General features: G+C 55.8%; 15 protein-coding genes, 1 tRNA gene and 1 other RNA gene. 7 read left to right on the top strand and 10 right to left on the bottom strand.

What is annotated here, in order from left to right; genetic code table 11:
- The first annotated feature begins 6 nt into the window (after window positions 1-6).
- The 4 genes from ssrS (at window position 7) to metK (ending at window position 3,842) form a co-directional block, all read left to right on the top strand.
- Window positions 7-185, top strand: a non-coding RNA gene (gene ssrS, locus CKV94_RS02900) — 6S RNA.
- Window positions 186-353: 168 nt separating this feature from the next.
- Window positions 354-2,213, top strand: a complete 1,860-nt coding sequence (hscA, locus tag CKV94_RS02895) for a Fe-S protein assembly chaperone HscA (protein WP_003824930.1) — start codon at window positions 354-356, stop codon at window positions 2,211-2,213.
- A gap of 287 nt (window positions 2,214-2,500) precedes the next feature.
- Window positions 2,501-2,623 carry a hypothetical protein gene (locus CKV94_RS11520; RefSeq protein ID WP_256374335.1) on the top strand — a complete coding sequence of 41 codons (123 nt, stop codon included), beginning with the start codon at window positions 2,501-2,503 and terminating at the stop codon, window positions 2,621-2,623.
- A 49-nt stretch (window positions 2,624-2,672) separates the two neighbouring features.
- Window positions 2,673-3,842, top strand: a complete 1,170-nt coding sequence (gene metK, locus CKV94_RS02890; RefSeq protein WP_003824937.1) for a methionine adenosyltransferase — start codon at window positions 2,673-2,675, stop codon at window positions 3,840-3,842.
- 118 nt (window positions 3,843-3,960) lie between these two features.
- Here the strand turns inward: metK and CKV94_RS02885 are convergent, their stop codons facing one another.
- From CKV94_RS02885 to CKV94_RS02870, 4 genes are all read right to left on the bottom strand, one after another.
- Complete coding sequence (locus CKV94_RS02885) at window positions 3,961-4,551, bottom strand: NAD(P)H-dependent oxidoreductase (RefSeq protein WP_003824939.1); 591 nt, start codon at window positions 4,549-4,551, stop codon at window positions 3,961-3,963.
- A gap of 101 nt (window positions 4,552-4,652) precedes the next feature.
- The gene (locus CKV94_RS02880) at window positions 4,653-5,204 is read right to left on the bottom strand and encodes a hypothetical protein (RefSeq protein ID WP_035581305.1); all 552 of its coding nucleotides are present in this window, start codon (window positions 5,202-5,204) and stop codon (window positions 4,653-4,655) included.
- A gap of 221 nt (window positions 5,205-5,425) precedes the next feature.
- Window positions 5,426-7,333 carry a threonine--tRNA ligase gene (gene thrS / locus CKV94_RS02875; protein WP_003824942.1) on the bottom strand — a complete coding sequence of 636 codons (1,908 nt, stop codon included), beginning with the start codon at window positions 7,331-7,333 and terminating at the stop codon, window positions 5,426-5,428.
- Between the two features lie 364 nt (window positions 7,334-7,697).
- Window positions 7,698-7,774, bottom strand: a tRNA-Val gene (locus CKV94_RS02870).
- Between the two features lie 209 nt (window positions 7,775-7,983).
- On the opposite strand from CKV94_RS02870, the gene tgt reads away from it, so the two are divergent.
- The 3 genes from tgt to CKV94_RS02855 all read left to right on the top strand — a co-directional run bounded on the left by tgt (window position 7,984) and on the right by CKV94_RS02855 (window position 11,646).
- Complete coding sequence (tgt, locus tag CKV94_RS02865) at window positions 7,984-9,099, top strand: tRNA guanosine(34) transglycosylase Tgt (protein ID WP_003824947.1); 1,116 nt, start codon at window positions 7,984-7,986, stop codon at window positions 9,097-9,099.
- Window positions 9,100-9,369: 270 nt separating this feature from the next.
- On the top strand, window positions 9,370-10,944 hold the full coding sequence (locus CKV94_RS02860; RefSeq protein WP_080543263.1) for a DUF4874 domain-containing protein: 1,575 nt from the start codon (window positions 9,370-9,372) through the stop codon (window positions 10,942-10,944).
- Window positions 10,945-11,085: 141 nt separating this feature from the next.
- On the top strand, window positions 11,086-11,646 hold the full coding sequence (locus tag CKV94_RS02855; RefSeq protein WP_003824950.1) for an SMI1/KNR4 family protein: 561 nt from the start codon (window positions 11,086-11,088) through the stop codon (window positions 11,644-11,646).
- Between the two features lie 68 nt (window positions 11,647-11,714).
- On the opposite strand, the gene guaA is transcribed toward CKV94_RS02855, so the two are convergent.
- From guaA to CKV94_RS02825, 6 genes are all read right to left on the bottom strand, one after another.
- Window positions 11,715-13,283, bottom strand: coding sequence for a glutamine-hydrolyzing GMP synthase (guaA, locus tag CKV94_RS02850; protein ID WP_003824952.1), 1,569 nt, complete (start codon window positions 13,281-13,283; stop codon window positions 11,715-11,717).
- 117 nt (window positions 13,284-13,400) lie between these two features.
- Window positions 13,401-13,754, bottom strand: a complete 354-nt coding sequence (locus CKV94_RS02845) for a hypothetical protein (RefSeq protein ID WP_035581309.1) — start codon at window positions 13,752-13,754, stop codon at window positions 13,401-13,403.
- A 90-nt stretch (window positions 13,755-13,844) separates the two neighbouring features.
- Window positions 13,845-14,636, bottom strand: a complete 792-nt coding sequence (gene trpC, locus CKV94_RS02840) for an indole-3-glycerol phosphate synthase TrpC (protein ID WP_003824956.1) — start codon at window positions 14,634-14,636, stop codon at window positions 13,845-13,847.
- The gene (locus CKV94_RS02835; RefSeq protein ID WP_003824957.1) at window positions 14,633-15,169 is read right to left on the bottom strand and encodes an RNA pyrophosphohydrolase; all 537 of its coding nucleotides are present in this window, start codon (window positions 15,167-15,169) and stop codon (window positions 14,633-14,635) included. Before CKV94_RS02835 ends, trpC begins: the two co-directional genes overlap by 4 nt.
- Window positions 15,170-15,298: 129 nt before the next feature.
- The gene (gene xerD / locus CKV94_RS02830) at window positions 15,299-16,204 is read right to left on the bottom strand and encodes a site-specific tyrosine recombinase XerD (RefSeq protein WP_003824958.1); all 906 of its coding nucleotides are present in this window, start codon (window positions 16,202-16,204) and stop codon (window positions 15,299-15,301) included.
- The gene (locus tag CKV94_RS02825) at window positions 16,198-16,659 is read right to left on the bottom strand and encodes a methylated-DNA--[protein]-cysteine S-methyltransferase (protein WP_003824960.1); all 462 of its coding nucleotides are present in this window, start codon (window positions 16,657-16,659) and stop codon (window positions 16,198-16,200) included. The genes xerD and CKV94_RS02825 overlap by 7 nt, the downstream gene beginning before the upstream one ends.
- Between the last annotated feature and the right edge of the window lies 1 nt (window position 16,660).

Here is a 16,660-nt window from a genome sequence, read left to right as displayed (position 1 = left end):
TTCTTTATAACCCTGCGGTGTTTGTGAAGGCACACTATTCCTTTGAACCAATAATTTCGCTTCAGGCTGCAGATTGAGTGGTGGGCGTGCGCGTTCCTCGTGGACGTACCCGAAACTGCCGGAAGTGGCCAACCTTGATTCAAGGTTCAAGCGAATCGAGCCAAAGCGGCATTCGCGGGGTTACCCATACTAAAAGCCGGTATCGTGGATGCCGGCTTTTGCGTCGGCTGCAAGATTTTCAGGTAGCCTCCATTCCGGTTGAGGCTACCTGAAAAGTTTAATTCCGACCGAAGCACTCAGCCAATATGTTAAAATAACCGCTTATTCCCATACTTAAACACACACCAACCACCATGGCACTCCTACAAATCGCCGAGCCCGGCCTCTCTGCCGCCCCGCACAAACACCGCCTAGCTGTCGGTATCGACTTGGGCACTACCAACAGCTTGGTAGCCACCGTGAAAAGCGGCCATGCTGCCTGCTTGCCCGATGAAGAAGGCCGTTTCCTACTGCCTTCGGTGGTGCGCTATGGTGCTGATGGGCAAATCATCACCGGCCGGGCTGCCCTGCAAAGCCAAACTGCCGACCCGGCCAACACCGTCAGCTCCGCCAAACGCCTGATCGGCCGCAAATTGGAAGACATCGATACCAGCCATCTGCCTTACCGTTTCGGCCAATCCGACCAACTAATCGACCTGCAGACCCGCCAAGGTGCGAAAACGCCGATCGACGTATCTGCCGACATCCTGCGCTCGCTCAAAGCCCGCGCCGAACAGAGCCTTGGGGGCGAATTAGTGGGTGCGGTTATCACCGTGCCGGCCTATTTTGATGATGCCCAACGCCAAGCCACCAAAGATGCCGCCCGCCTGGCCGGGCTGAACGTGCTGCGCCTGCTCAACGAGCCCACCGCCGCCGCCATCGCCTACGGGCTGGATAATGCTGCCGAAGGCACCTTTGTGGTGTACGACCTCGGTGGTGGCACCTTCGACGTATCCATTTTGCAGCTTTCCAAAGGACTGTTCGAAGTGAAGGCCACCGGCGGCAATTCTGCGCTTGGCGGCGACGATTTCGACCACCGCATGCTGTGTCATCTGATTGAAGTGAATCGTCTTTCTATCACCAACGCCCAAGACAGCCGCCTGCTGCTCAGCCTGGTGCGTCGTGCCAAAGAAGAGCTCAGCAGGCTACCTGAAAGCCGTATCCAAGCCGTGCTAAGCGATGGTACATCGATCGATACCATCTTCACCCGTACCCAATTCCATGCTCTCACCCAGCACCTCGTGGCACAAACCCTTGTGCCAGTGAAGCAGGCGTTGAAAGACGCCGGCATCAGCAAAGGCGATATCGGCGGCGTGATTATGGTGGGCGGTGCCACCCGCATGCTGCATGTGCAACAGGCTGTGGCCAACTTCTTCGGCCAAACCCCGCTCACCAATCTAGATCCCGACCAAGTGGTTGCACTCGGCGCCGCCATGCAGGCCGACGTGCTGGCCGGCAACAAGCGCGACAACGACTGGCTGTTGCTCGATGTTACCCCCCTCTCACTCGGCCTCGAAACCTACGGCGGGCTGGCTGAGAAAATCATTCCGCGCAACAGCACCCTGCCTACTGCCCGCGCCCAAGAGTTCACCACCTTCAAAGACGGCCAGACCGCCATGACCATCCACGTGGTGCAAGGCGAACGCGAGTTGGTGGCCGACTGCCGCAGCCTAGCCAAATTCACCCTGCGCGGCATTCCGCCGATGGTGGCCGGTGCCGCCCGTATCCGCGTTACCTTCCAAATCGATGCCGACGGCCTGCTTTCCGTGTCTGCCCGCGAGCAAACCACCGGCGTGCAGGCGCAAATTGAAGTGAAACCCTCCTACGGCCTCGACGACGAAACCATCACCCGTATGTTGTCCGACAGCATCAGCCACGCCGGAGGCGATGCTGCCGCCCGTGCCCGTGCCGAAGCCGTGGTGGAAGCCGAAAGCCTGATTGATGCAGTGGAGGCCGCGTTGGAGCTGGATAGTGACCTGCTCGATGAGAGCAGCCTTGCCGCTATTCGCGCCCAAATCTCCACCCTGCAAAGCCTACTGCCCGAAGCCGAAGCCAACCCCATCCGCAACGCCACCGCCGCCCTTGCCGCCGGCACCGACGATTTTGCCGCCAAACGCATGGACCGCAACATCCAGCGCGCTCTCACTGGCCAGCGGGTGGAAGATATGGCGTGAATAGGGCAGAGTTTGATAAAGGCTACCTGAAAGCGCAGCTTCAACGAAGTTAAAACGAGGTTTCCGAAGGAAGGCCGAGTTTCTGCAAAGCTAAAAATTTCAGGTAGCCTTTTGTGTGTGGAGCTGGCGGGATAGAGCAGTGTGGTCATGCCGCTGTTTGGTTTTATCCACCCCTGCAAATTTTCAGGTAGCCTGCTTCCTGTCGAGGCTACCTAAAACCCATCCCGCCGCTTGCCGCTGCAGACGGGATTTGTTATCATCTGTGGCGCATTAAGAGTTGGGAATCCATGCCAACCTGCCCGCCGCAAACGGCGCGTAAGGTGGACGGCCGAGAGGCCGATGTGGCTCGTCTGAATCAGGCCGGGCAATATCTCTTCCCGCCTGGTGCGGGATTTTTTATTGCCCGTTGAGCCCTCCTTGCTAGGCTGCAAGGTTTATCTATTATCTGAAAGACATATCATGAGCGAATACCTCTTCACCTCCGAATCTGTTTCCGAAGGCCATCCCGACAAAGTGGCCGATCAAGTATCCGATGCCATTCTCGATGCCGTCCTCACCCAAGACCCCAAAGCCCGAGTGGCTGCCGAAACGCTGGTGAACACCGGCCTGTGCGTGCTGGCCGGGGAAATCACCACTACCGCACACGTGGACTACATCAAAGTGGCGCGTGAAACCATTGCTAAAATCGGCTACAACTCTTCCGAGCTCGGCTTTGATGCCAACGGCTGCGCGGTGGGCGTGTATTACGACCAGCAATCACCCGACATCGCCCAAGGCGTGAACGAAGGCGAAGGTATCGACCTGAACCAAGGCGCGGGCGACCAAGGCCTGATGTTCGGCTATGCCTGCGACGAAACCCCCACCCTGATGCCCTTTGCCATCTATTACAGCCACCGCCTGATGCAGCGCCAGAGCGAACTGCGCAAAAGCGGCCAGCTGCCTTGGCTGCGCCCCGATGCCAAAGCGCAAATTACCGCCGTGTACGACAGCGAAACCGGCAAGGTAAAACGCATCGATACCGTGGTGCTTTCCACCCAGCACGATCCGTCTATCGGCCATGAAGAACTGAGCAAAGCCGTGATTGAGCACATCATCAAACCCGTGCTGCCGCCCGAAATGCTCACCACCGACACCAAATACCTCATCAACCCCACCGGCCGCTTCGTGATCGGCGGGCCGCAGGGCGACTGCGGGCTCACCGGCCGCAAAATCATTGTCGATACCTACGGCGGCGCAGCCCCGCATGGCGGCGGCGCGTTCTCCGGCAAAGACCCGAGCAAAGTAGACCGTTCCGCTGCCTATGCTTGCCGTTATGTGGCGAAAAACATCGTGGCCGCCGGTTTGGCGACCCAATGCCAGATTCAGGTTTCCTACGCCATCGGCATCGCCGAGCCCACTTCCATCGCCATCGACACCTTCGGCACGGGCAAAATCAGCGAAGACAAACTCATCGCCATCGTGCGCGAACATTTCGATCTGCGTCCGAAAGGCATTGTGCAGATGCTCGACCTACTGCGCCCGATTTACAGCAAATCCGCCGCCTACGGCCACTTCGGCCGCGAAGAGCCCGAGTTTACTTGGGAGCGCACCGATAAGGCCGCGGCTTTAAAGGCGGCAGCAGGTTTGTAATCCCGTTTGCCAAACAGATTAGAGGCTACCTGAAATTTCAGGTAGCCTCTTTATTATGCAATTAAGCAGTTCTAAGGTAGCCTCAAATTGCGTGCGCAACAGGTGCTCCTTGCGGCTGTTATTCCAGCTTCACTCCTTCGCTTTCCATTTTGGCCTGCAAAGCTGCCAGCTTTTTCTGCGGGTCGAGCAGCGGATTGCGGATATAGTCCAGCAGTGCATCGGCAGAAGCACGTATGGCTTCGCTATCGGCCACCACTGCGCCGTGGAAAATAAACGGCGGCAGGAAGACGGTTTGCAGCAAGGAGGCAGTCTGTACCAAGGGCTTCAAAAACTCGCTCATGGAAAAGCGGTTGTAGCCGCCTGCTTGGTAGGAATCTGCCGGGCCACCGGTGGAAATGGCCGACAACCACTCTTTGCCTGCCAGCGCGTTGCCGCCCGGGCCGTATGCCCAGCCGTAGGTTAGCACGTCGTCGAGCCATTGCTTCATCAGCGGTGGGGTGGAGTACCAATAGAACGGGTGTTGGAACACCAAGCGGTCGTGTTCGGCCAAAGCCTGTTGTTCGGCGGCTACGTCGATTTTGCCGTCGGGATAAAGATCGTACAGGTTGCGCAGGGTAATGCCGGGCTGGTTGGCGAGGCGCTCCGCCCAAGTGTGGTTTACGACAGAACGTTCAAGGTGCGGATGGAACAGATTAACCAAAACTTTCATGATAAGACTCCTTGGTAAGAACACGGTTTATCAAATTTTCGGTATTTCAGGTAGCCTCTTTAATGTGCGGGCAGAATGACTGAAGAACCCTCCAAGCCTACTTATTTATCAGGTCTCTTTTCTCTAAACTCTAAAAATGCATCAAATTTCGCAAACTCTGGCACTTGGATAAGATTCTCCGCCCGTATCATCAATCTATCCCCTTTGCGGACAAATCCGGAGTGAACGGAGAAAATGAAATCGCCGTTTTCCTCTTTGGAGAAATCAGCCACAACCGTGTCTTTCCCATAAAGCAAGCTGGGATTACCCGCCGTTTGCACCTCATACTTCACCACAAAAGGCACATGCCTGGCCTGATAAAACAAGTTGTCTATCTCTTCTTTTGAAAGATGTATTCCGGTTTTCGGCTTCAATCTCACCATGAGTGCAAACAACCCTCGATGCGGAATCGGTACATCGTTCATCGTCTGTTGATAGCCTTCTTGCTGCGTACTGAACGGCACAGAAACCAGCGGCGTGGTATCCACTTCTCTATTCATATCGCTGATATAGTTGCCAACAAACGGGAGGACTGCCACAGTGGCAGCCATACCGATTAGTGCAAACACTATCAACACCGCCAGCGCTATCTTCTTCCAGCGTTTCTGCCCCATCTTCATTCCTCTAAAATACTGCCCAAAAGAATTTTCAGGTAGCCTCATGCAGCCCAGGGCTACCTGAAAAATTGTCCGCCTTCCGTTTGTGGGTTGTCAACGGAAGCCACAGTCAGGGCGTGGATGTTTGGCACAATGTTCCAGAAGAAGTCGGGCATTAATGCCAGGCCTATGTGCCCAAAGATTTTCAGGTAGCCATATAAAAGGCTACCTGAAAATCTTTAAACCACTGCCAGCTCTTGCTGCAAGCGGGCAATAAACTCTTCTATCTGCATGCTGCCCAAATCCTCGCCTTTGCGGCGTACGGCCACTTGGCCGTTTTCCATTTCCTTATCGCCCACCACCACTTGGTAGGGGTAGCGCATTTGGCTGTTGTCGCGGATTTTGTAGCCGATTTTTTCGTTGCGAAGGTCGGCTTCGGCGCGCAGGCCGGCGGCTTTGAGTTTGTTGACCACTTCCAGGCAGTAATCGGCCTGTTTTTCGGTGATGTTCATCACCACCATCTGTACGGGCGCGAGCCAGAGCGGGAAGGAGCCGGCGTGCTCTTCAATCAGGATGCCGATGAAGCGCTCCAGCGAGCCCAAAATGGCGCGGTGCAGCATCACGGGACGGGCGCGGCCGTTGTCTTCGGTAACGTATTCGGCACCCAGGCGTTCGGGCAGCACGAAGTCGAGCTGGATGGTGCCGCACTGCCAGGAGCGGCCGAGCGCGTCTTTGATATGGTATTCCACTTTCGGGCCGTAGAAGGCGCCTTCACCGGGCAGTTCTTCCCATTGCACGCCGCAGGCGGTGAGCGCATCGCGCAGGCCTTGTTCGGCTTTATCCCAAGTTTCGTCGGTGCCGGCACGCTGTTCGGGGCGCAGCGAGAGTTTGATGCTGACGTGCTCGAAGCCGAATTGTTTGTAAATTTTCATCACCAGTTGGTTGAAGGCGCGGGTTTCTTCGGCGATTTGGTCTTCAGTACAGAAGATGTGGGCATCATCTTGCACGAAGCCGCGCACGCGCATCAGGCCGTGCAGCGCGCCGGAAGGCTCGTTGCGGTGGCAGGAGCCGAATTCGGCCAGGCGCATGGGCAGATCGCGGTAGGAACGCAGGCCGTGGTTGAAGATTTGCACGTGGCCGGGGCAGTTCATCGGTTTTACGGCATAGTCGCGTTTCTCGGAGGAGGTGGTGAACATATTGTCTTTGTAGTTCGCCCAGTGGCCGGATTTTTCCCAGAAGGTTTTATCGAGGATTTGCGGGGTTTTGACTTCGCGGTAGCCGGCGGCATCGAGCTCGCGGCGCATGTGCTGCTCGATGGTTTGCCACAGCGTCCAGCCGCGCGGATGCCAAAACACCATGCCGGGGGCTTCGTCTTGCAGGTGGAAGAGGTCGAGCTGTTTGCCGAGGCGGCGGTGGTCGCGTTTTTCGGCTTCTTCAATTCGGGTAATGTAGGCTTTGAGCTCGTCTTTGCTAGCCCAGGCGGTGCCGTAGATGCGCTGCAGCATTTCGTTGTTGCTGTCGCCGCGCCAGTAGGCGCCGGCCAGCTTGGTGAGCTTGAAGTGTTTTAAAAACCGGGTGTTGGGCACGTGTGGGCCACGGCACATATCTACGTATTCTTGGTGGTGGTACATGCCCATGGCTTCCACTTCGGGCATGTCTTCAATCAGGCGCAGTTTGTATTCTTCGCCGCGCTCTTGGAAGATTTTGATGGTTTCGGCGCGCGGGGTCATGATTTTGACCACATCGTAATCTTGATTGATCAGCTCTTTCATCCGTGCTTCGATGGCGGCTACGTCTTCGGGCGTGAAGGGTTTCTCTGTGGCGATGTCGTAGTAGAAGCCTTCTTCAATCACCGGGCCGATTACCATTTTGGCATTGGGATAGAGCTGTTTCACGGCATGGCCGACCAAGTGCGCGCAGGAGTGGCGGATGATTTCCACGCCTTCCGGGTCTTTGGGCGTGATGATTTGCACGGCGGCGTCTTCGGTAATCGGGTCGCACGCATCGCGCAATACGCCATTCACTTTGCCAGCCACGGTGGCTTTGGCCAGTCCGGAGCCGATGGAGGCGGCGATTTGGGCAACGGTTACGGGGGCTTCGTATTGGCGCACGGAGCCGTCGGGCAGGGTGATGTTGATTTGGGACATGATGGTTTGTCTTTCTTTGAAATGGATAAACGGTTGAATGGTTTGGGTTTCAGGTAGCCTTTATCGTTGCATTAGGCGAAACCGAAAAAGTAAAACAGCAGGAACAGGCTGGCAAATGCTATGGCGGCCAATGCGGCCAGTGTAAGCAATAGCGCAAGCGCGGGAGGTAAACGGCGCATATGGCGGGTTCCTTGCAGCGGTTTGGCCGGAGTTTCAGGTAGCCTTAACAGCAATCCAAAAGGCTACCTGAAACAATGTTTCTATAAGGAAGCTAGGTTTCTGCAAAGTTAAAACTAGTAGCGGGCGGCCAAACAAAAAAGAACAACTGAAGTTCCCCAGAAACCCCTGCTGTTCCCACGAATTCTGGTAGGCACGATTGGATTCGAACCAACGACCCCCACCATGTCAAGGTGATGCTCTAACCAACTGAGCTACGTGCCTGTTTAAGGGGCAGCATTATACTGTTTTCCCACCCCTCGCGCAAAGAAAGCGCAGGGCTGGCAGCGGTTTGCTGTATCAGTTAAAGCAATCATTTTTTGCCGGGCAGCGAGCCACAGCAGTATGGGTAATATGGCAAGGCGGGCTAACACGGTAGGAAGAAATAAATGCTTTAGCTATAATCGCCGCATTATTGATAACGGGTTCTCCCCATGCTCAAATTTACCCTACACAAAAAAGACGGCCACGCCCGCCGCGCCACCATCGAACTCAACCACGGCAGCATCGAAACCCCCGTGTTTATGCCCGTCGGCACCTACGGCTCGGTCAAAGCCATGACCCCGCAAAATCTACACGACATCAAAGCCCAAATCATCCTTGGAAACACCTACCATTTATGGCTGCGCCCAGGCCTCGAAGTCATCGAACAGTTCGGCGGCTTACACCAATTTATCGGCTGGAACAAACCGATTTTGACCGACTCCGGCGGTTTCCAAGTGTTTTCGCTATCCGACATGCGCAAACTTACCGAAGAAGGCTGTACCTTCAAAAGCCCGATTAACGGCGACAAACTCTTCCTCTCGCCCGAAATCTCGATGAAAATCCAAACCGTGCTCAACTCCGACATCGCCATGCAGCTAGACGAATGCACCCCCGGCGAAGCCACGCGCGAACAGGCCGAAAAATCGCTGCAAATGAGCCTGCGCTGGGCGGAACGCAGCAAAAAAGCCTTTGAAGATTTGAACAACCCCAACGCCCTGTTCGGTATCGTGCAGGGCGCGATGTACGAAGACCTGCGCGAACAGTCCCTGCGCGGGCTGGAGCAGCTCGACTTCCCCGGCCTCGCCATCGGCGGCTTGTCCGTCGGCGAACCCAAGCCCGAAATGTACCGCATGCTGCGCGCCGTCGGCCCCATACTGCCCGAACACAAACCGCATTACCTGATGGGCGTCGGCACACCGGAAGACTTGGTGTACGGCGTGGCGCACGGCGTGGACATGTTCGACTGCGTCATGCCCACCCGCAACGCCCGCAACGGCTGGCTGTTCACCCGTTTCGGCGACATCAAAATCAAAAACGCCAAGCACAAACACGACACCCGCCCGCTCGACGAATCCTGCACCTGCTACGCCTGCCAAAACTTCAGCCGCGCCTACCTGCACCACCTGCACCGCGCCGGCGAAATTTTGGGCGCGCAGTTGAACACCATCCACAACCTGCATTTCTACCAAACCATCATGGCCGAAATGCGCGAAGCCATCGAGCAAGGGAAATTTGCCGATTGGCAGGCACAGTTCCATGAAAATCGGGCAAAAGGTACGGATTAAGCAGTAGGCTACCTGAAAACTGTTTGAGTTTATTTAGAAAGATGTGCCGAGCATTACAACGTTATCGGTTTTTAGTTTTAAAGAGCAAGTGATGGTTGGCACTCTTTCGACAGAACGGCTTGCTTACAGATGCATTCACATTCTTAAAGAGGGCGTACATCTTTTTGAATTTTTTGACAGTAAGTGTACAGCATTGTAGGATTACTATGTTTCACAGTATTAATATTATAAGTAGACCATTTAGCGAAAATATTTAGGAAAATCGTCATCATGAATAAAACGTTACTTTCAGTTCTGATTTGTACCGTGGCTTTGGCAGGCTGTAAAAAAGACGAATCAGATACGCCCAGTAATGCCGGCTCCAACCAGCAAGCAAATCAAACCGCAGCAAAGCAAAATGAGGGTACAGTCCAACTGGGAACATCAGGCAACGCTGACCGAACCCGGAATATTAGCGTAGGTACGGGAGGAGGCAGTGCAAATAACAATAATAATACTGGTGCTGCTAATGGCAGCAATTCTGGAAATAATGCTGCTAATAATACTAACAATAACAATGCCAGCAACAACAATAATGGCAACAATAATAATGGAAATAACAACGTTAAAACCGTCTCCCTGAAAGAAGCAGTGGGGGATGTTCCTGGTTATGGGCGCGGTTTCTATCGTTATGGTAAAGACCCTTCCCAAATTACTGATGCTGACTTGGAAAAAGCCTATCGTGATGGCTACCGCCTGATGTATATGCCGGCAGACTTATCTCAATGGCGGAATCAGGATTTGCCCCAGTCGTATCTCAATGCATTGGATCAGGGCTTATCTAAAATGAAAAACGTTAATGCCATTTTGCGTTTTTCATACGACTACACAGCAGCCGGCCAAGATACCAATCTGGCACAGGTTCGTCGCCATATCGAGCAACTGCGCCCGATTTTGGCTAAAAACCGTGACAACATTTTCGTATGGCAGGCAGGCTTTATTGGTGCATGGGGTGAATGGCATTCCTCTGCCAATAATTTGAATACAGACCAAAATAAAGCCGAGGTAATCAAGGCCTTGCTGAATGCCAACAATAACGGCATTTATGCCAAGCTTCAGCTGCGTTACCCAGGCGATTTGATGAATTTCCGCAATAACAGCAGTCTGCCTCGCGGTGCCGCTTCCCTAGGTATGCATAACGACTGTTTTATGGCCAGCAAAGACGATGTGGGCACCTATTACCCGCGCGGCAGTGGGCGCTCATCCGAAGAGCTACGTAGCTTTGCTCGCGAAAACAGCATACATCAGGTATTCGGCGGTGAAACCTGCAAACCGCTGGCAGGAGCACGTACGAGCTGTGCCGATATTTTGAGGGAAGGCGCCGAATACCATGTGTCGTATCTGAACTACGACTACCACAAAACCTTTATCGGTAATTGGGAATCCGGCTCCTGCATGACAGAAGTCCGTAAGAGAATGGGCTACCGTTATGTAGTGGAAGAACTCAGTGCCTATGTTGACCAGCAAAACAGTAATATCGTTCACTGGTCGGCAAAAATCGCCAACCGAGGCTGGGCTAATGCACCTGATTGGGGCTATAAACTCTATCTCGTAGTAAACGGCCAAAAAGTCTTGTTGAACAACAGATTCTCAGTGCAGCCCGGTACGGTACAAAGTTTCCGTGGCAGCTTCTTGAAGAGCCAGCTGAATGGGAAAGCCCCGATTCTGCTGATCGATACAGAAGATGCTAATTATTCCGGCCAGCATCCGCTGCAATTTGCCAATGCTGATGATGGCAATGCACAAAAAGCACCGGAAGGCCCATTCCGCACCGGCCTGGCACTGAAATGGCTGTTGTCAATCTAAGTTGGTTTAGCTAATACAGCGGGAAACCTTGGAAACAGGGTTTCCTGCTGTTTGTGTATATAGAGTAGTATTGCTTAGATTGATAGTATTGATTGTGCTATTACACAAAAATACCGTCCAAGCAATTTGAGTGTTATCCACATGATCGAACAAATCATACCAACCATAATTGATAAGCATTTAGACAAAATCGTTAGTCGGCAACTGAACGCATTGCCTAGAAACATCGCTTCCGAAATGCGATCGGATCAGGTGTGTGAAGATGAAGACTGGTTTTTTTGGCTGCCCATTGCCAGTAAAGTGAGTGATGAGGAAATTGCCCAATGGGAAGATAGGACTAAACACCCTCTTTCCCAAAGCTACCGTACATTTTTAAAACACAAACATTTTTATGAATTACCGATTTCGGAGGCATCGTTTTTCGAACACCCTATTCATACTTGGCAGGCAAGCCTTGCCGAAGTGGTTTTTTCTGAGTATGCACAACCATTTTTGCTAGGTAAGGGTTACCTTCCCTTTGCCCATTGGAGCGACTGGGGCTATCTCTGTTTCGATACAAATCGAAACATCGCTAACCACGACTACCCAGTTGTGCTTTGGGATCATGAAAATGTTGACGAAGTACAAGATTTTGCTGGAGACTTCACTAGCTTGCTGTACCAGTTAGACCAGCAAGAACAACAGAATCCGATTTTCAGGTAGCCTCAAGCATAGCCCAAACAAAGCCCTGCCATTATCTGGCAGGGCTTTCTGATGTTTGCAAACCAGGTTTATTCCCACTCAATCGTGGCCGGCGGTTTGCCGCTCACGTCGTACACCACGCGGTTGATGCCGCGCACTTCGTTGATGATGCGGTTGGACACTTTGCCCAAGAGCGAGTAGGGCAGTTCTGCCCAGTGTGCAGTCATGAAGTCGCTGGTGATGACGGCGCGCAGGGCGACCACGTAGTCGTAAGTGCGGCCGTCGCCCATCACGCCGACGGATTTTACGGGCAGGAACACGGCAAACGCTTGGCTGGTGAGGTCGTACCAAGAGGTGCCGTTTTCGTCTTTGTGGTTGCGCAGTTCCTGAATGAAAATGTCGTCCGCCTGGCGCAGTAGGTCGGCGTATTCGCGCTTCACTTCGCCCAGAATCCGCACGCCCAAGCCGGGGCCGGGGAAGGGGTGGCGGTACACCATTTCGCGCGGCAGGCCGAGTGCCACGCCCAGTTCGCGTACTTCGTCTTTGAACAAGTCGCGCAGCGGTTCGAGCAGCTTCAGCTTCATGTTTTCAGGTAGCCCGCCCACGTTGTGGTGCGATTTGATGGCGTGGGCTTTTTTGGTTTTCGCACCGGCGGATTCGATTACGTCGGGGTAAATCGTGCCTTGCGCCAGCCATTTGGCGTTGGCGAGTTTTTTCTCTTCGGCGTCAAATACTTCAATGAATTCTGCGCCGATGATTTTGCGTTTCTGCTCGGGGTCGGTCACGCCGGCGAGTTTCGCCATAAACTGCTCGCTGGCGTCCACATGAATCACGCGCACGCCTAAGTTGTCGGCAAACATTTTCATCACGTTTTCGGCTTCGTTCAGGCGCAGCAGGCCGTGGTCGACGAACACGCAGGTGAGCTGGTCGCCGATGGCGCGGTGGATCAGCGCGGCGGCCACGGAGGAATCCACGCCGCCGGACAAGCCCAGAATCACTTCGTCGCTGCCGACTTGTTCGCGGATTTTGGCCACGGCTTCGTCGATGTAGTTCGGCATGGTCCAGCTGGGCTGTGCGCCGCAGATGTCGAGCACGAAGCGGTTGATGAGGGCGCGGCCTTGTTTGGTGTGGGTGACTTCGGGGTGGAACTGGATGCCGTAGAAGTGTTTATCTGCGTTTTCCATCATGGCGATGGGGCAGGAAGGCGTGCTGCCGATGGTGCGGAAGTTTTCAGGCAGCCTGCACACTTTGTCGCCGTGGCTCATCCACACGTCCAAGGTGTTCGGTGCGCCGTCTTGAATACCGCTGGTGAGGGCGCTGTCTTGCGTTTGCACTTGCGCGTAACCGAATTCGCGCTGGTTGCCGGCCTGCACTTCGCCGCCTAAGTGGTGCGCCATAAACTGCATGCCGTAGCAGATGCCGAGCACGGGCACGCCCAAATCGAACAGCCCCGTGTCGGCCTGATATTCGCTGTCGTACACGGAATTGGGGCCGCCGGAAAGGATGATGCCTTTCGGGTTGAAGGCTTTGATGTCGACCAGCGGCATGTCGTAGGGGTGCAGCTCGCAATACACATGGGCTTCGCGCACGCGGCGGGCGATGAGCTGGGTTACTTGCGAACCGAAGTCGAGGATGAGGATTTTGTCGGGGCTGGTCATATCGGTATCTCTGTGTGGATTTGGATAGGATTTCTTGTTTCAGGTAACCTCTGCCCGCTTTGGCAGTAAGTCAGGCTACCTGAAATATAGGGGTTAAACGCAGCAGGGTGGGGCGGCTTAGCGGTAGCGCCGTAGGAGACGCTGAATGTATACTCGGCGCTGCCGGCATACTGCTGTTGTGTCTGCATCGGCGCCGGTGTCGTAACGGTTGCGCTCGGCTTCCACCTGTGCGCCGTTTTGCCTCCACCATGCTTCTTGGTCGCGGTTGGAGCAGGGTTTGCTCAGCTGCATCAGTTTGTCGGCTTGCTGCTCGGCGGCTTGGGGGAGCGCGAAAGTGTCGTTGTCGGTACAGGCAAACAGATAAGTCATGACTTCGATGCTGTCGCGGTTAATCTGCCGGCATTGCCGGGCGGTGGGCTGGGCGGCCGCAGCCAGGGGCAGCAGGGCCAATATCATCACTAAACGTTTCATGCCTACTCCTTGCGTGAGAAAAATAGACAAACGAAATATTGGGATAGTGTTTTCAGGTAGCCGCACCATCATGGCAGGCTACCTGAAAAGTCAAGCAAACAGTTTTTGCACTTCCGCGCCCACATCGTAGGTACGCATGAAGGTTTCGCCGATTAGAAAGCTGTGCACGCCGTGGCTGCGCATGAATTGCACGTCTTCGCGGCTGCGGATGCCGCTTTCGGTAATCACGATGCGGCCTTCGCCGGCAATTTCTGGCAGTAAATCCAGGGTTTGCTGCAGGCTCACTTCAAAGGTGCGCAGGTTGCGGTTGTTCACGCCGCGCAGCGGGGTGGTGAGGCGGCGGCATTTTTCCAGCTCGTCGGCGTGGTGCAGCTCCAACAGCACGGCCATGCCCGATTCGTGGGCGATGCCTTCAAACTCTTCCAGTTGGGTTGGGGTGAGCGCGGCGGCAATCAGCAGCACGGCATCGGCGCCCATGGCGCGGGATTGGTAGATTTGATAGGCGCTCACCATAAAGTCTTTGCGCAACACGGGCAGCGCCACGGTGGCGCGGGCGGCTTTCAGGTAGCCTGCCGAGCCTTGGAAGTAGGGTTCGTCGGTGAGTACGGAAAGGCAGGCGGCGCCGGCAGCTTCGTAAGCGCGTGCCAGTTGCTCGGGGTGGAAGTCCGGCCGGATCAGCCCCTTGCTGGGGCTGGCTTTTTTGATTTCGGCAATCAGCGCGGCGCGGCCTTGGCTGTGCTGGGTGCGCATGGCCTGTACGAAGCCGCGCGGCGGCGGCATATCGGCGGCCCGGGCGCGGAGTTCGGCTAAGGGCAGGGCGGCTTGGGCGGCGGCCACTTCTTGCTGTTTGGTGGCGAGGATGCGGGTGAGGATGTCGCTCATCGGTGGGTGTGCTCTTCGGGCAGGGCGGCGTGTCGCCGGTTGAATTGCTCCAGGGTTTCCAGATTGTGCAGAAAGCGCGAAAGCTCCCGCAGGGCGTTGGTGTATACGTCTTTTTTGAATTCAATTACTTCGTCGATGGGTGCCCAATAGTCGTGCCAGCGCCAGGCATCGAATTCCGGCTGGCTGCTGGCGCGCAGGTGCACATCGCTTTCGCGGCCGGTGAGCCGCAGCAAATACCAAATCTGTTTCTGCCCGCGATACGCGCCGCGCCATTGGCGGCGCACCCAGTTGCCGGGCACGTCGTAGCGCAGCCAGTCGCGGGTGCGGCCGAGGATTTTCACGTGGTGCGGCAAAAGGCCGACTTCTTCGGCCAGCTCGCGATACATGGCGGCCTCGGGGCTTTCGCCGGGCTTGATGCCGCCCTGCGGAAACTGCCAGGAATGCTCCTGCACGCGTTTGCCCCAGAACACTTCGTTGCGCTGGTTGGTGATGATGATGCCGACATTGGGGCGATAACCTTCTCTGTCCAACATAATATTTTTCGCCCAATTTGAATAATTTTAAACGTACGGATTTTCCCACAAAACGGCACGGCAGGCTACCTGAAAGCTTTCAGGTAGCCTGCCGCCTTGCCCTATTTTCATTTGAATCCGCTATCTTGTTTACCCCCGCGGATGGTGTTGCGCCACCAGCTGTTTGAGCCGCTCGTTGGCCACGTGGGTGTAGATTTGCGTGGTGTTCAGGCTGGCGTGGCCGAGCATCATTTGCACGCTGCGCAGGTCGGCGCCGTGGTTCACCAGATGGGTGGCGAAGGCGTGGCGCAGGCCGTGCGGGCTGAGCTCGCTGATGCCGGCTTCCGCGGCGTAGCGTTTCACCATCTGCCACACCAGCTGGCGGCTGATGCCGCTGCGTTTTTGCCCCACGAATACGAAATCGCACGGGGTGTGTTTGAGCAATTCTCCGCGTGCGGTTTTCAGGTAGCGTTCCAGCCAATACACGGCTTCGGCACCCAGCGGCACGATGCGCTGCTTGTTGCCCTTGCCGATTACGGTCACCACGCCGCGCTGCAAGTCTAAATCCTGCAGCTGCATTTGGGCGGCTTCGGACACGCGCAGGCCGGTGGCATACAGGGTTTCCAACACGGCTTTGTCGCGCAGTCCGAAGATGGTCTCCGTGTCGGGCGCGGCCAGAAGCGCGTCGATTTGCGCTTCGCCGATCAGTGGCGGCAGGGCGCGGCCTTGGCGCGGCGGGCGCAGGTGTTGCGCGGGGTTGTCGCTGCGGCGGTTTTGCAGCTGCAAAAAGCCGTAGAGCTGTTTGACGGCGGAGAGGGCGCGCACTTGGGAAGCGGGTTTTTCATCCGGGGCATACACGGCATTGGCCAAGGCATCGGCATCGGCCTGCTGCCAATCCAAACCTTGCGCGTGCAGGCGGCGCGCGACTTTTTCCAGGTCGCGCCGGTAGCCCGCCAGGGTGTTGGCGGCGAGGCGGCGGGTGAGGAAGAGCTCGTCCAGCGTTTGCTCGATGGGCTCTTGCCAGGCGGCGGGCAGCGGTTCGGCCGGGTTCACCATGCCACTCCTTCGTGTGCGAGCAGCCAGCGTTTCACTACCAGGCTACGTTCGGCATCGCCGCCCATACTGAAGCCGCCCAGCCCGTTGGCCGAGAGCACGCGGTGGCAGGGAATCAGGAGCGGCAGCGGGTTTTTGCCGCAGGCGCCGCCCACGGGGCGCGGGTGGCTGCCGATACGCTGGGCAATCCATTGGTAGCTGCGGGTTTCGCCGAACGGAATCTGCGTAATCTGCGCCCACACGGCCTGCTGAAACGCCGTGCCTGCGGGCGGCACAAACGGCGGCAGCGGGGCGGGGCTACCTGAAAAGTAGCTGTCCAGCCATTGTGCCAGCGGGGTGTCGTTTGGCAGTGCGGGCAGGAAGGGCGCGGCGCTGTGCTGCAGCAGGATTTCGGCGGGCAGACCGTCGTGCAGGCGGCACAGCAGCGTGCCGAAGGGGGCTTGATAGCAGTATTGCATG

It is taken from the genome of Eikenella corrodens (assembly GCF_900187105.1).
Taxonomy (GTDB): Bacteria; Pseudomonadota; Gammaproteobacteria; order Burkholderiales; family Neisseriaceae; genus Eikenella; species Eikenella corrodens.
Note: the sequence above shows the minus strand (reverse complement) of the source record. Positions and strands in the feature narration are given on the sequence as shown.

Coding starts and splice junctions, on each gene's coding strand:
- CKV94_RS02860 (WP_080543263.1), top strand. CDS start 9,370: ATGAATAAAACGTTACTTTCAGTTCTGATTTGTACCGTGGCTTTGGCA.
- thrS (WP_003824942.1), bottom strand. CDS start 7,333: ATGTCCCAAATCAACATCACCCTGCCCGACGGCTCCGTGCGCCAATAC.
- CKV94_RS11520 (WP_256374335.1), top strand. CDS start 2,501: ATGCCAACCTGCCCGCCGCAAACGGCGCGTAAGGTGGACGGCCGAGAG.
- guaA (WP_003824952.1), bottom strand. CDS start 13,283: ATGACCAGCCCCGACAAAATCCTCATCCTCGACTTCGGTTCGCAAGTA.
- CKV94_RS02845 (WP_035581309.1), bottom strand. CDS start 13,754: ATGAAACGTTTAGTGATGATATTGGCCCTGCTGCCCCTGGCTGCGGCC.
- CKV94_RS02885 (WP_003824939.1), bottom strand. CDS start 4,551: ATGAAAGTTTTGGTTAATCTGTTCCATCCGCACCTTGAACGTTCTGTC.
- CKV94_RS02835 (WP_003824957.1), bottom strand. CDS start 15,169: ATGTTGGACAGAGAAGGTTATCGCCCCAATGTCGGCATCATCATCACC.
- metK (WP_003824937.1), top strand. CDS start 2,673: ATGAGCGAATACCTCTTCACCTCCGAATCTGTTTCCGAAGGCCATCCC.
- CKV94_RS02825 (WP_003824960.1), bottom strand. CDS start 16,659: ATGCAATACTGCTATCAAGCCCCCTTCGGCACGCTGCTGTGCCGCCTG.
- trpC (WP_003824956.1), bottom strand. CDS start 14,636: ATGAGCGACATCCTCACCCGCATCCTCGCCACCAAACAGCAAGAAGTG.
- CKV94_RS02855 (WP_003824950.1), top strand. CDS start 11,086: ATGATCGAACAAATCATACCAACCATAATTGATAAGCATTTAGACAAA.
- tgt (WP_003824947.1), top strand. CDS start 7,984: ATGCTCAAATTTACCCTACACAAAAAAGACGGCCACGCCCGCCGCGCC.
- CKV94_RS02880 (WP_035581305.1), bottom strand. CDS start 5,204: ATGGGGCAGAAACGCTGGAAGAAGATAGCGCTGGCGGTGTTGATAGTG.
- xerD (WP_003824958.1), bottom strand. CDS start 16,204: ATGGTGAACCCGGCCGAACCGCTGCCCGCCGCCTGGCAAGAGCCCATC.
- hscA (WP_003824930.1), top strand. CDS start 354: ATGGCACTCCTACAAATCGCCGAGCCCGGCCTCTCTGCCGCCCCGCAC.